This is a genomic window from Gammaproteobacteria bacterium, from assembly GCA_036383255.1.
GTDB lineage: Bacteria > Pseudomonadota > Gammaproteobacteria > Natronospirales > REEB76 > DASUBN01.
Genome location: DASVOS010000004.1, coordinates 268,312 through 281,354, shown reverse-complemented (window position 1 = coordinate 281,354; position 13,043 = coordinate 268,312). Strand labels below are relative to the sequence as shown.

12 protein-coding genes are annotated in these 13,043 nt (G+C 68.1%); 7 read left to right on the top strand and 5 right to left on the bottom strand.

All coding sequences use genetic code 11. The annotated features are described in order from the left end of the window. Positions 1-3: 3 nt before the first annotated feature. Positions 4-453 (bottom strand): DMT family transporter, encoded by a 450-nt coding sequence (locus tag VF651_02300; GenBank protein ID HEX7964525.1) that lies wholly within the window; start codon positions 451-453, stop codon positions 4-6. A gap of 93 nt (positions 454-546) precedes the next feature. Here VF651_02300 and mnmG point away from each other — a divergent pair, with 93 nt between their 5' ends. The 5 genes from mnmG (at position 547) to VF651_02275 (ending at position 7,834) form a co-directional block, all read left to right on the top strand. Further along, the gene (gene mnmG, locus VF651_02295; protein HEX7964524.1) at positions 547-2,433 is read left to right on the top strand and encodes a tRNA uridine-5-carboxymethylaminomethyl(34) synthesis enzyme MnmG; all 1,887 of its coding nucleotides are present in this window, start codon (positions 547-549) and stop codon (positions 2,431-2,433) included. Positions 2,434-2,700: 267 nt separating this feature from the next. Continuing rightward, complete coding sequence (locus tag VF651_02290) at positions 2,701-3,174, top strand: glutathione peroxidase (GenBank protein ID HEX7964523.1); 474 nt, start codon at positions 2,701-2,703, stop codon at positions 3,172-3,174. A 28-nt stretch (positions 3,175-3,202) separates the two neighbouring features. Beyond that, complete coding sequence (locus VF651_02285; protein HEX7964522.1) at positions 3,203-5,311, top strand: S46 family peptidase; 2,109 nt, start codon at positions 3,203-3,205, stop codon at positions 5,309-5,311. Between the two features lie 134 nt (positions 5,312-5,445). Further along, positions 5,446-6,783 carry a 30S ribosomal protein S12 methylthiotransferase RimO gene (gene rimO / locus VF651_02280; protein HEX7964521.1) on the top strand — a complete coding sequence of 446 codons (1,338 nt, stop codon included), beginning with the start codon at positions 5,446-5,448 and terminating at the stop codon, positions 6,781-6,783. Positions 6,784-6,934: 151 nt separating this feature from the next. After that, entirely contained in the window at positions 6,935-7,834 is a 900-nt protein-coding gene (locus VF651_02275; protein HEX7964520.1) for a FecR domain-containing protein, read from the top strand. A 71-nt stretch (positions 7,835-7,905) separates the two neighbouring features. Here VF651_02275 and VF651_02270 read toward each other — a convergent pair whose 3' ends face one another. After that, complete coding sequence (locus VF651_02270; GenBank protein HEX7964519.1) at positions 7,906-8,841, bottom strand: hypothetical protein; 936 nt, start codon at positions 8,839-8,841, stop codon at positions 7,906-7,908. Between the two features lie 119 nt (positions 8,842-8,960). Between VF651_02270 and VF651_02265 the strand changes: the two genes are divergently transcribed. Together VF651_02265 and VF651_02260 are read left to right on the top strand one after the other, a co-directional pair. Next, the gene (locus VF651_02265) at positions 8,961-9,911 is read left to right on the top strand and encodes an MBL fold metallo-hydrolase (GenBank protein HEX7964518.1); all 951 of its coding nucleotides are present in this window, start codon (positions 8,961-8,963) and stop codon (positions 9,909-9,911) included. Positions 9,912-10,104: 193 nt separating this feature from the next. Then, positions 10,105-10,731 carry an SOS response-associated peptidase gene (locus VF651_02260; protein ID HEX7964517.1) on the top strand — a complete coding sequence of 209 codons (627 nt, stop codon included), beginning with the start codon at positions 10,105-10,107 and terminating at the stop codon, positions 10,729-10,731. Here the strand turns inward: VF651_02260 and VF651_02255 are convergent. Genes VF651_02255 through hemH form a run of 3 tightly spaced genes read right to left on the bottom strand, consistent with a single transcriptional unit; the run spans position 10,724 to position 13,015 of the window. Further along, entirely contained in the window at positions 10,724-11,290 is a 567-nt protein-coding gene (locus VF651_02255; GenBank protein ID HEX7964516.1) for a hypothetical protein, read from the bottom strand. The genes VF651_02260 and VF651_02255 overlap by 8 nt on opposite strands. A gap of 44 nt (positions 11,291-11,334) precedes the next feature. Beyond that, complete coding sequence (locus tag VF651_02250; protein ID HEX7964515.1) at positions 11,335-12,024, bottom strand: hypothetical protein; 690 nt, start codon at positions 12,022-12,024, stop codon at positions 11,335-11,337. 1 nt (position 12,025) lies between these two features. Beyond that, complete coding sequence (gene hemH / locus VF651_02245) at positions 12,026-13,015, bottom strand: ferrochelatase (GenBank protein ID HEX7964514.1); 990 nt, start codon at positions 13,013-13,015, stop codon at positions 12,026-12,028. Between the last annotated feature and the right edge of the window lie 28 nt (positions 13,016-13,043).

Here is a 13,043-nt window from a genome sequence, read left to right as displayed (position 1 = left end):
AGCTCAGCGCCAGGGCCAGCGCCGCCGTCCGCCGGACTCGAAGGAGAGCAGCGCGCCGCCCAGCACGATGAGCCCGCCGCCCAGGAGCTGTTTCGCCGTGAGCCTCTCGTCCAGCACCATGAGCCCGAGGATGTAGGCGAACAGCGGCGCCGCCTGGAAGAACGGCGCCACCACCGAGGCCTCCTCACCCTTGAGCGCCTTGAGGTAGAAGTACATGCCGGTCATGTAGAGCAGGCCGGAGCAGGCCACCGCCAGGGCCGGCCTCCAGCCGGGCGCCAGCGCTGCATGGTCGAAGAGCGCGATGAAAGGCAGCACCACGAGGCCGATGAGGGCGGTGAACACCAGGAGCACCGCCACGCTGCTGTGCCTGAAGTAGCGCTCCACCAGGTACTTGTCCACATGGGTGGAGACCGCCCACAGCACCGGGCCGGAGAAGGCGAACAGGAGCCACATGGTGTCACGCCGCGCGCCGGCAGCCGCCGGCTTGGGGAATATACGCGTTGGGCATAAAATAGCCGCATTTCACCGAACAGCCCAACCTGTCAGATGCACTTCCCCGAAACCTTCGACGTGATCGTGGTCGGCGGCGGCCACGCCGGCACCGAGGCGGCGCTCGCGTCCGCCCGCATGGGCCGGCGCACGCTGCTGCTCACCCACAACATCGAGACCCTCGGGCAGATGAGCTGCAACCCGGCCATCGGCGGCATCGGCAAGGGCCACCTGGTGAAGGAGATCGACGCGCTGGGGGGCGCCATGGCCCGTGCCGCGGACCTAAGCGGCATCCAGTTCCGGATACTCAACGCCAGCAAGGGCCCGGCAGTGCGCGCCACCCGCGCCCAGGCGGACCGCGTCCTATATAAGAGGGCGGTCCGCGCGATCCTGGAGAACCAGGAGAACCTCACCATCGTCCAGCAGGCGGTGGACGACCTCGTGGTCTCGGCCAGCCGCGTCACGGGCGTCGTCACCGCCATGGGCGTGACCTTCTCGGCTCCCGCGGTGGTGCTCACGGTGGGCACCTTCCTCGCGGGGCGCATCCACGTGGGCCTCGAGCAGCACGCGGGCGGCCGCGCCGGCGACCCGCCGGCCCAGAGGCTCGCGGAACGGCTGCGGGAGCTGCCGATCCGGGTCGGGCGCCTCAAGACCGGCACGCCGCCGCGCATCGACGGGCGCAGCATCGACTACGCAGGACTCGCGGAGCAGTGGGGTGACGCGCCGACGCCGGTGTTCTCGTTCCTCGGCACGCGCGAGGAACACCCGCGCCAGGTGGCCTGCCACATCACCCACACCAACGCACGCACCCACGACATCATCCGTGCCGGGCTCGACCGCTCGCCCATGTACACCGGCGTGATCGAGGGCGTGGGTCCGCGCTACTGCCCCTCGGTGGAAGACAAGGTGATGCGCTTCGCCGGCAAGGACTCCCACCAGATCTTCATCGAGCCGGAGGGTTTGGACACCCACGAGGTGTACCCGAACGGCATCTCCACGAGCCTGCCCTTCGACGTGCAGCTCGAGCTGGTGCATTCGATCAAGGGCTTCGAGCAGGCGCACATCACGCGGCCCGGCTACGCCATCGAGTACGACTACTTCGACCCACGTGACCTCAAGTACTCGCTGGAGACCAAGGCCGTCGCCGGGCTCTTCTTCGCCGGCCAGATCAACGGCACCACCGGCTACGAGGAGGCGGCGGCCCAAGGCCTGCTCGCCGGCATCAATGCCGCGCGCCTGACGCGGGAAGAACCCGCCTGGTGCCCAGCGCGCGACGAAGCCTATATAGGCGTTCTGGTGGACGACCTCATCACCCGCGGCGCGCCGGAACCCTACCGCATGTTCACCAGCCGCGCCGAGCACCGCCTGATGCTGCGGGAGGACAACGCGGACCTGCGCCTCACGGAGCAGGGCCGCAGGCTGGGACTCGTGGACGACGCGCGCTGGGCTGCGTTCAGCAGGAAGCGCGAGGCCATCGAACGGGAGAGCACGCGGCTCGCGTCCATCCTGGTGCGCACCACGGATGTATCCGACGACGAAGCGATAGCCCGCTTCGGCGCGCCGCTCTCACGGGAGACTTACGCGCTAGAACTCCTGCGCCGGCCCCAAGCGAGCTATGCCGCGCTCACGGCGCTGCCGGCGGTGGGCGAGGCGGGCGTCTCGCCCGCGGTGGCGGAACAGGTGGAGATCCAGGCGCGCTATGCCGGCTACATCTCGCGCCAGCGCGAGGAGGTGGAGCGGGCGCGCCGGCAGGAGGAGACCGCGCTGCCGGCAGGCTTCGACTTCGCCGCGGTGGCGGGCCTGTCCAACGAGGTGCGCCAGAAGCTCGGCCAGGTGCGCCCCGCCACCCTCGGCCAGGCGGCGCGCATCCCCGGCGTCACGCCGGCGGCGATCTCGCTGCTCACGGTCCATCTCAAGAAGCGCTCGCTGCGAAAGTCCGCCTGATCCGATCCGTCGGCCATGGAACGCATCCACACCTTCCTGATGTCGCTGCAGTTCCTGGATTGGTGGAAGCTCGCCCTGGCGCTCGCGCTCGGGGACCTGTTCCTGCCCCGGGCGCGGCTCCTGCCGCCCGCCGCCGCCGCGGGGTTCACGGGCTTCGTGCTGATGCTCTTCCCCCAGCTCGGCTGGCCCTGGCAGCTGGGCGGTTTCGCCCTGCTGGCCGTGGCCGGCGCAATCGCATATCGTTCTAGGCCCGCAAGGAGCGCAGCCATGGCCAACTTCCACGATTTCTCGGTCCGCACCATCGATGGCAAGCCGAAGTCGCTCAAGGACTACAGCGGCCGACCGGTGCTGGTGGTCAACGTGGCCAGCGAGTGCGGCCTGACGCCGCAGTATGCCGGCCTCGAGAAGCTCTACAAGCAGTACAAGGATCAGGGACTGGTGGTGCTGGGCCTGCCCTGCAACCAGTTCGGCGCCCAGGAGCCGGGCAGCGAGGCCGAGATCAAGCAGTTCTGCCAGCTCAACTACGGCGTGGATTTCCCGCTGACCTCGAAGATCGAGGTGAACGGTCCCGGCGCCGACCCGCTGTACAAGTGGCTGCGCGGCGAGAGCGGCGGCACGGACATACAGTGGAACTTCGAGAAGTTCCTCATCGGCAAGGACGGGCGGGTCGTGAAGCGCTACTCGCCGAAGACCGTGCCGGAAGACGCGGGTCTGAAGGCGGACATCCAGGCCTCTTTATAAGTTTCCGCCGGAAGCGGGTGGGGGAGAGATGATCAAGGCCGCGCTGTCAGGGTTCCTCATGTGTCTGTGCATCGGGCTCGCCGCCGGTGCGCACGCCGAGGAAGGCATGTGGACCTTCGACAACCTGCCCCTCAAGGAGATGCAGTCGCAGTACCAGTTCAGCCCCACGGCGGACTGGCTCACCCACGTGCAACACGCGGCGCTCCGGCTCAAGGACGGTTGTTCCGCGGCCTTCGTGTCCGGCGATGGCCTGATCATCACCAACCAGCACTGCGTGGCCGAGTGCATCGCCCAGGTCTCCACGCCGAAGCGCGACTACACGCTCAATGGCTTCTTCGCCCGTACCGCGGAGGAGGAGACCCGCTGCCCGGAGATGGAGCTGGACCAGCTCACCGACACGCAGGACGTGACGGCGCAGGTGTCGAAGGCGCTGAAGGCCCGCGACGGCGACGACTACACGGGGGCGTTGCGCGACGTGAGCTCGCGCCTGGAGCAGGACTGCGCTGACGGCGACACCCGCCACTGGAGCTGCGAGGTGGTGAACCTCTACCACGGCGGCCGCTACCAGCTCTACAAGTACCGCCGCTACCAGGACGTGCGCCTGGTGTTCACGCCTGAATACGCCATCGCCGGCTTCGGCGGCGATCCGGACAACTTCAACTTCCCGCGCTACAGCCTCGACGTGGCGCTGCTGCGCGCCTACGACCGCGACAAGCCGGTGCAGGGCGAATACCTCGACCTCGCGCCGGCCGGTCCCGGCGACGGTGAGCTGGTGTTCACGGCCGGCAACCCGGGCCGTACCGAGCGCGGCCGCACGCTGGCGGAACTCACGTCGCAGCGCGACGACGACATCACCCCCGCGCTGGTGTACTACTCGGAACTGCGCGGCATCCTCGAGCAGTTCGGGCGCGAAGGCCAGGAGCAGCGCCGCATGGCCTACGCGAACCTGGCCGGCGTGGACAACCTCGTCAAGTCGCAGCAGGGCCAGCTGGAGGCGCTTCAGGACCAGGCCCAGCTCGAGCGCAAGGCGGCGGAGGAGAAGGCGCTACGCGACTGGGTCATGGCCGACCCGGCGCGCCGCACCGAGTACGGCGATCCCTGGAGCGAGATCGCCGCGGCCACGCGGCGCTACCACGCGCTGGTCACGCGCTACCGCATGCTGGAGCAGTGCTGGGGCTTCGAGTCGCGGCTGTTCGACTACGCGCGCCTCCTGGTGCGCGGCGTGGTGGAGCGGGACAAGGCCAACGGCCGGCGCCTGCCGGAGTACCGCGACGCGAACCTGCCGCTGGTCGAGCAGGCGCTGTTCTCCAACGCGCCGGTGTCGCCCGACTACGAGGAGCTGATGCTGCGCTGGTCCCTCGGCAAGCTGCGCGGTGCGCTGGGCGTGGACGACCCGCTGGTGCGGCGCGTGCTGGGCAAGGACTCGCCGGACCAGGTGGCGCGCCGCCTGGTGGAGCGTACCCAGCTCGACTCCGCGTCGGTGCGCCGCCGCATGTGGAGCGACGCGGACTTCATGGAGGTCTCCCACGATCCGCTGATCCAGCTCGCCGAGCTCGTGGACAAGGATGCGCGCGCCACGCGCAAGACCTACGAGCAGGAGGTGCAGTCGGTGATCGCGCGCCAGAGCGAGGTGATCGCGCGGGCGCGCTTCGCCCGCGACGGCACCGGAAACTATCCGGATGCCACCTTCACGCTGCGCCTCTCCTACGGGCAGGTGCGCGGCTGGCAGGAGGACGAAGACGCGGTGCCGGCGTTCACGGACATCGCCGGGCTCTACGCGCGCGCCACCGGCAGCGTGCCGTTCGCGCTGCCCCAGAGCTGGCTGCAGGCCCAGGCGGGACTCGACCCCGCCATCCACCTGGACTTCGTCACCACCAACGACATCGCCGGCGGCAACTCCGGCAGCCCGGTCATCGACCGGGAAGGGCGGCTGGTGGGCCTGGTGTTCGACGGCAACATCCATTCCCTGGGCGGGGATTTCTGGTACGACGGGGGCCTCAACCGGGCGGTGGCGCTGGACAACCAGGCGCTGCTGGCCGCGTTGCGCAAGGTCTACGGCATGGATGCCCTGGCGGAGGAACTCGTCACCGGACATATACAGGCCGCGAGCCTTGCCCCGGCCAAGACCGGGCAGTAGCATACGCCGCCTCAACGTACGTCTTTCCGAAAATCCGTCCCTGGATTTTCGGGAAATCGGCGAGTCCGGCCCAGCCGTACCCGCCTCCGCTCCGCGCACGGCGCATCCCTGCGCCGTGGTCTACCGGTAACTGTATGGCCCATCCCACTTCACTAGCTCAGACCAGCCCGCGTGTGGGCTTCGTGAGCCTCGGCTGCCCGAAGGCGCTGGTGGACTCCGAGCGCATCCTCACCCAGCTGCGCATCGAGGGCTACCAGGTGGTGGGCGGCTACGGCGAGGCGGACGTGGTGGTGGTTAACACCTGCGGCTTCATCGAGGCGGCGCAGCAGGAGTCGCTGGACGCCATCGGCGAGGCGCTGGCCGAGAACGGCAAGGTGATCGTGACGGGCTGCCTCGGCATGCGCGGCGACTTCATCCGCCAGCATCACCCGGACGTGCTCGCCATCACCGGTCCCCACGACTACGAGGCGGTGATGAAGGCGGTGCATGCGCAGCTCCCGCCGCCCGCCCGCAACCCGTACGTGGACCTCATCCCCGCGAGCGGCATCAAGCTCACGCCGCGCCATTACGCGTACCTCAAGATCTCCGAGGGCTGCAACCACAAGTGCAGCTTCTGCATCATCCCCAAGCTGCGCGGCAAGCTCGACAGCCGGCCCATCGACGAGGTGATGCGCGAGGCGGAGAAGCTCGTGAAGGACGGCGTGAAGGAGCTCCTGGTGGTGTCCCAGGACACCTCCGCCTACGGCGTGGACCGGCGCTATGCCGGCGGCCGCTGGCGCGACCGCGAGTGGCGCACCCACATGACGGACCTGTGCACCGCGCTCGGCACGCTGGGCGTATGGTCGCGCCTGCATTACGTGTACCCCTACCCGCACGTGGACGAGATCATCCCGCTCATGGCGGAAGGCAAGGTGCTGCCCTACCTCGACATCCCGCTGCAGCACGCGAGCCCGCGCATCCTGAAATCCATGCGCCGCCCCGCCGCGGGCGAGAAGGCCCTGAAGCGCATCCAGGAGTGGCGCAAGGTCTGCCCGGACCTCACCATCCGCTCCACCTTCATCGTGGGGTTCCCCGGCGAGACCGACGCGGATTTCGAAGAGCTGCTCGCGTTCATCGAGGAAGCGGAGCTCGACCGGGTCGGCTGCTTCGCCTACTCGCCCGTGGAGGGCGCCGACGCGAACGCGCTGGCGGACTGGGTGCCGGCGGAACTGGCAGAGGAGCGCCGCGCCGCGTTCATGCAGGCCCAGGCAAAGGTGAGCGGGAAGCGCCTCTCGCGCCTGGTGGGCCGCGAGCTCCAGGTGCTGGTGGATGCGGTGGAGGGTGGCACCGCCATCGCCCGCAGCTTCGCCGACGCGCCGGAGATCGACGGCGTGGTGCGCGTCGCGGGTGCCGCCAAGCTCAAGCCCGGCCAGTTCGCGAAGGTGAAGATCCTGGCCTGCGCCGAGCACGACCTAGAAGCCAGCCTGATCTAGCGCCGGCCTGAAATAACCCGCCACCCCGGCGGGTCATTCCGTAGAGATGAGCCAAACCCCGGAAATCCCGGGCTTTTCCGCTGCATCCGGAAATGTCGCCCCTGCGTATAATCGCCTGAGAATGCATAAATCGCCGGTCAGGGAGAGAGCCATGTCCAAGCCCATCCGCCTCGTGCTCGCCGCCGCCATCGCCTGCGCCCTGGGCGCACCCGCCTGGGCGGAGGAGCCGCCCGCCGGCAGCGTGGTGAGCGCGGTGCAGTCCCCCGCCTGGCTGGTGCACGGCGGCGCGGCCACTCCGCTCAAGCCCGGCATGCAGGTCTCCGACGGCGACACCCTGCGCACTGCCGCGGGCGGGCGCGTGTACCTGCAGCTCCCCGAGCACAGCATGGTGAAGCTCGGCGAGAACACCGAGTTCATGACCCCGACGATGCAGATGGCCAAGGACGAGCAGGGCAGCATGTTCAAGAGCGTGCTGCACGTGCTGAAGGGGGTGTTCCGCTTCACCACCAGCCTCGTGGGCAAGAGCGAGCGCCGCCACGTGGACATCCAGGTGGGCGTCGCCACCATCGGCATCCGCGGCACCGACGTGTGGGGCCGCGCCGGCAGCGACGGCGCGCTGGTGGCCCTGCTGGAAGGCAAGGCCGAGATGAACATGCCCGGGCACGCGACCATGATGATGGAGCAGCCCATGCACTACGACATGATGCCCACCGGCGGCGAGATGCAGATGAACATGGAGGTCACGCCGGACAAGGTCGCCGACTGGGCGGCCCAGACCGACGTGGCCGCCGGGACCGGCGTGCTCACCGGCGACGGCAAGTGGGTGGTGGCGCTCGTCTCCTCCACCAGCGACGCGGATACCGCGCGCCTCATGCGGCGCCTGGCCGCCGCCGGTTACCCTTCCGAGGACGTGCCGGTGACGGTGAACGGCGCTCCCTGGCACCGGCTGGTGATACGCCAGGCGGCTTCCTACAAGGATGCGGTGGCGATCGCGGCGAAGGTGGGGAAGACGTTCCCGCTGATGAGCCCCTGGGTGTACAAACCCCGGTAGTCACACAGCTGCTGCGCTTGGCATAGCTCGTCGCGGCCGCTCGCGACGCTTGGGGGGCTTGCTTTCGACCCTTAGAACTCGATCCCGGGGCGCAGGACCAGGGTCAACGAACTCGAGTTATCCGTGCGCAGCACACCCGAGTACTCGTTCGCGCTGTCCCACACGAAACCCACGTCCAGCGTGAGCGAGAAGCCCTTCTCCGGGAACGGGTACTTCTTGCCGAACACCAGCTGCTCCCGCACCACCTGGCCGCCGTGCTGCGAGAACGAGAGCTGCAGGTCCACGTCGGAGTTCTTGAACCAGCTCAGGAACGGCTGGTTGAAGTCCAGGTTGTTGCGGTGGATGCCGAGGTACATCACGTCGGTGATGTCGGGGTTGGCGTTGAACTTGCCGCCGACGCGGAAGCTCCAGGACAGCTTCTGCGCCGCGTCGTTGAGGTCGCCCTTGATCTTCCACTCCACCTCGTACCACTTGTCCTGGATCAGCACGTTGTCCTTGATGTGCTGCGCGCCGGCGCTGACGAGGTAGCCGGTGTAGCCCAGGTTGTTGCTCTGGTGCTCCTGGCCGGGCCGCTCCAGGTTCGCGATGTTGCCGAAGAACGCCGACAGCGCCCAGGGTTCCTGGAAGCCGGCGGTGGCGGACTCGATCACGTTCACGCCGGTGTGGCTGATCTCGCCCTCGCGGTAGAGGCCGGGGTCGTGGGACTTGATGTAGGTGCCGAGCACCGGCATCGGGTACACGCTCGCCTCGAGCAGCATGAAGCGCGGCACCAGCGAGCCCTCGATGAGGTCGCGGTAGATAACCGCCTCGCTGTCGGAGCGGATGGTGGGGATGGGCGTGTCGGTGAGCGGGATGTTGAGGTCCACGTCCGTGTAGTACGGGTTCGTGTCCCAGGTCACTTCCATGCCGGGGGCTTCCGGGGTCTGTTCCTGCTGTGCGTTAACCGCGGGCACGGCAGGTGGCGCGCCTTCCGCGCGCACGGAGAACGTGGCGAGGAGGGCGAGCATTCCTGCCGCGGCGGCCGGGGTACGCAACATGCGGATCCAGACGATGATTATTATGTAAAAGCTTAGCGCCCGGCCCCGCGTCGCACAAGGCTTCCCAGGGCATGACGGTACAATGCGCGATGGCCACGAGACCTTCCCTCCTGCGCTTCGACCACGGCATCGCGGCCGTGGACACCGACTATGTGCGGCCACTCCTGGACGCGAGCCACATCCTGGTGCGCGGCGGCCGCGCCGCTTTCGTGGATACCGGCACGACCCACTCGGTGCCCTTGCTGCTCGCGGCGCTCGGGGAGCTGGGTGTGGACGCGGCGGCGGTGGACTGGGTGTTCCTCACCCATATCCACCTGGACCATGCTGGCGGCGCCGGCCAGCTGATGAAGCACCTGCCGAACGCCAAGGTGGTGGTGCACCCGCGCGGGGCCGGGCACATCGCGCATCCCGAGAAGCTCATCGAGGGCACCAAGGCGGTCTACGGCGAGGCGGAGTTCCGGCGGCTCTATGGCGACATCCCGGGCATCCCCGTGGACCGTATCGTGCAGGCTGTGGATGGTATGACCCTGCGGCTGGGCGGCAGCGAGCTCACGCTCATCCACACGCCGGGCCACGCGCTGCACCACTATTGCATCGTGGATCCGGCGAGCGAGGGCGTGTTCACAGGCGACACCTTCGGCATCTCCTACCGGGTGTTCGATACGGCCAAGGGTCCCTTCATCTTCCCCGCCACCACCCCCGTGCATTTCGACCCCATCCAAGCCCACGCTTCCCTGGACCGGATCATGAGCTACGCGCCGAAGTACGTGTACCTCACCCACTACAGCCGGGTGGGTAACCCGGAACCATTGGCACAAGACATGCACGCGCACCTGGACGAGTTCGTGCACATGGCGCAGGGCCTCAAGGATGCGGGCGAGGCGCGCCTGGAGAAGCTCAAGCACAAGCTGCATGCCTATCTCGTGAAGCGCGTTCGGGAGCATGGCTGCACGCTGGACCAGGCTACGGTGGATACCTGGCTCGAGATGGATGTGGACCTGAACGCCAAGGGACTGGTCGTGTGGTTGGACAGGAGATGACCTGAAGGATTCCTATCAGGAGTCCGAGCATTCCCCTTCCAGTGTAAGGAAGATTTGACGCGTCGCATGCCGCGCAAAAAGAATGGCGCATGCCTTCCGCATATCCTCCCGAGCTTTCCCCGTGTGCGCGCGCTACTCGCTGATCCCAAGCAAGGTCGGTAGGCCGCCGCGCGGCCTGTGCCTGCCGACGGACATGAAGTCACGCTTCAACATCAGCCCCCACACCCGGGCGCCGGTGGTGCGGATGGTGGGCGGCTCACCGCGTTGCGACGACATGCGCTGGGGCTTCCAGCCGCGGTGGCTGCGTGAGGAGAGCCACGCCCAGATCAACGTGCGGGCCGAGCACATCTTCGACACCCTCATGTTCAAGGAGTCCGCCCTGGAGCGGCGTTGCATCGTGCCCGCCTCCGGCTGGTATGAGTGGCCGGACAACGACAACGCCAAGCAACCCCTGTACCTGCACCGGAAGAACGACGGGCTGATCGCGTTCGCCGGGATCTGGGTGCCCTGCCGCAGCGGCGACTGGGTGGAGGAGGACACCTATGCCATCATCACCACAAACGCGAATCCCACCTCCACGCTGATCCACAACCGCACGCCGGCGATCCTCTCGGCATACGAGTACGAGGTGTGGCTGGACCCGAACAACCAGGACCTGAAGCGCCTAAGGAACTCGCTGCGGCCGTACAGGCCTGCGGACCTGGAGAGTTATCCGGTGGGACCGTACGTGAACAACCCCGTGCATAACACCGAGAAATGCATCGAGCGGGCGGCACTGCCGCCGGCGGAGGACGGCGGGAGAGCGACGGGACTTACTTGATGTCGCCTCGCAGGGAGGCACCTTCCCAGTCCCTGGGCTTCAGATGCTTGGACTCGTACAGCACGTAGCCGTAGTAGTAGATGTAGTAGCCGGCGAGGGCGAAGAAGGCGATGTAGGTGAGGGGATGCAGCATGTGGCTGAAGTCGCTGATGCCCGGGGTGGCATCCATCGTGGCTACACCGGGCGAGAGGCCGCCGGACACGATCTTGTACGCGAGCCGCCCGATGAACAGGGCCGAGACCACCATGCCGGCATAGGTGTGGGGGATGTAGAACAGCTTGCCATCCACCTTCTCGAAACGCGTGTGTCTGGCGCCCCACAGCCCCAGGCCCACACCCACGGCGGCACCCGCGATCGCGGCCAGGGCCAGCTTGGTGGCGAAGAACGAGGGGATGAGCAGGAACGCGGAGATCACCGACAGCAGCACGACGCGGAAGATCATGCTCTTGGGCCTGAACTCCTGCCGGCCGAACAGGCGGCGGAAGCGGCGATAGATGATCCACAGGAAGAAAGCGAAGAATGCGGCCTGTCCCAGCAGGTGATTGATGTCGGAGTTCATCCTGTACGCCCCTTCAGAAGATGCGCTGCGACTCTAGCACGGCCTCAAGGTCCCTCGGGACGCAGCAACAGTTCGATACCCTCCGGTGTCGGGACCCGCAATCCTTCCGGGTCCGGCCGCACCGGCAGGCCGCGCATCTCCAGCAGCGCGCCGGCTTCCTCCAGGTTGGCGCTCTCGAACACCAGCGTCGGGCGGGCGCGGCCTCGGGGCCGCTGCAGCCCCAGGTTGATGCCGCCCCAGGAAGCCTGGGTGTAGTCCGCGCCGCCGGGCTCGACGATGAGCCCCAGGGATTCCCAGAAGCGGGCGCTGGCATCCAGATCCTGCACCGGCAGCCGGTACTCGGTGAAGTAACCGCAGAGCGAGGGTGTGAGATGGGAAGCGTGCACCGGCGAGAAGGTGCGGGCCTCCACCAGCGCCACCTGGCCCTGGTCCGGGTCGTCGAAACCCAGGTGATGGAACTGGTCCAGGCCGATCTCGCACCAGGCGAACTCGATGCCGAGCACCTCGAAGCCCCCCATGCGTGCGCGCAGGTCCGGCAGCACGAAGCTCAAGGCCGGCGGCCGAGGCTCACGCTTGTGCAGGCCCACGTGGATGCGGCCATCGGTGAACACCAGGTAAGGGTGGCTCCAGCTCCCGCCCACCGTGGCTTCGTGGAAGCCAAGCTTGCGGTAGAACTCCATGGAGCCGAGCATGTCGGCAGTACTGAGGCTGAGCTCCAGGAAATCGCCGAGCATGTCAGCCCTCCGCCAGCGCCGCGGCCGCCAGGTCCGTGAGCGCGCGCACGTGGGACTCGCCGGCGTTGAGCGCCGGGATATAGCGCAGCGCCTCGCCACCCGCGGCGCGGAAGCTCTCGGCGTAGCGCAGCGAGATCTCCTCCAGGGTCTCCAGGCAGTCGGCGGGAAAACCCGGGCAGATCACGTCCACGCGCTTGTCGCCCCGGGCGGCGCATTCCCGCAACACTTCTTCGGTGTAGGGCTTGAGCCACTCCGCCCGCCCGAAGCGGGACTGGAACGCCAAGCGCCAATCTGCATCCGCGAGGTCCAGGCGTCGCGCCAGCAGCTTCGCCGTCACGGCGCACTGGCCGGCATAGGGATCGCCGGCTTCCGAGACCTGGCGGGGGATGCCATGGAAGGAGATGATGAATCGCGCGCCGCGGCCGTGGTCGGCCCAGTAGTCATGCACGCTGGCGGCGAGCGCCCCGATGTAGGCAGGGTGATCGTGGTAGCCGGGGATACGCTGTACCGCCGGCGCCCAGTCCAGTCGCTTCAGGGCCTGGTCGACGGCCCTGAAAGCGGAGCCGGTGGTGGCGGCCGCGTATTGGGGGTAGAGCGGCAGCACCAATAGGCGCGTGGTGCCTGCGCGCTTCAGTTCCGTGAGCGCGTCGGCGAGGGACGGATTTCCGTAACGCATCCCCAGCGCCAGGCTCACCGGGCCCAGCCGTCCGCGCAGCGCGGGCGCGAGCTTCGCGGCGAGCGCGCGGCTGTTGGCGAGCAGCGGCGAGCCCCCGGCGGTCCAGACCGAGGCATAGGCCGCGGCGGACCTGGCAGGGCGGGTGCGCAGCACCACGAGATACAGGAGCGGCAGCCACAGGAGGCGCGGGAGCGTCACCACGTCCGGGTCCGACAGGAATTCCGCGAGGTAGCGGCGCAGGGCCGGCACCGTGGGCGCGTCCGGGGTGCCGAGGTTCAGGAGCAGGATGCCGGTGGAAGGTGCCGCGCTCGCCATGCGCGCATTCTAGCAAGTGGCGGATGCG

What these genes read in the sequence shown, in the direction of transcription:
- hemH (HEX7964514.1), bottom strand. Translation starts at nt 13,015, where the DNA reads ATGGCGAGCGCGGCACCTTCCACCGGCATCCTGCTCCTGAACCTCGGC.
- VF651_02290 (HEX7964523.1), top strand. Translation starts at nt 2,701, where the DNA reads ATGGCCAACTTCCACGATTTCTCGGTCCGCACCATCGATGGCAAGCCG.
- VF651_02270 (HEX7964519.1), bottom strand. Translation starts at nt 8,841, where the DNA reads ATGCTCGCCCTCCTCGCCACGTTCTCCGTGCGCGCGGAAGGCGCGCCA.
- rimO (HEX7964521.1), top strand. Translation starts at nt 5,446, where the DNA reads ATGGCCCATCCCACTTCACTAGCTCAGACCAGCCCGCGTGTGGGCTTC.
- VF651_02275 (HEX7964520.1), top strand. Translation starts at nt 6,935, where the DNA reads ATGTCCAAGCCCATCCGCCTCGTGCTCGCCGCCGCCATCGCCTGCGCC.
- VF651_02250 (HEX7964515.1), bottom strand. Translation starts at nt 12,024, where the DNA reads ATGCTCGGCGATTTCCTGGAGCTCAGCCTCAGTACTGCCGACATGCTC.
- VF651_02285 (HEX7964522.1), top strand. Translation starts at nt 3,203, where the DNA reads ATGATCAAGGCCGCGCTGTCAGGGTTCCTCATGTGTCTGTGCATCGGG.
- VF651_02255 (HEX7964516.1), bottom strand. Translation starts at nt 11,290, where the DNA reads ATGAACTCCGACATCAATCACCTGCTGGGACAGGCCGCATTCTTCGCT.
- VF651_02300 (HEX7964525.1), bottom strand. Translation starts at nt 453, where the DNA reads ATGTGGCTCCTGTTCGCCTTCTCCGGCCCGGTGCTGTGGGCGGTCTCC.
- VF651_02260 (HEX7964517.1), top strand. Translation starts at nt 10,105, where the DNA reads ATGAAGTCACGCTTCAACATCAGCCCCCACACCCGGGCGCCGGTGGTG.
- VF651_02265 (HEX7964518.1), top strand. Translation starts at nt 8,961, where the DNA reads ATGGCCACGAGACCTTCCCTCCTGCGCTTCGACCACGGCATCGCGGCC.
- mnmG (HEX7964524.1), top strand. Translation starts at nt 547, where the DNA reads ATGCACTTCCCCGAAACCTTCGACGTGATCGTGGTCGGCGGCGGCCAC.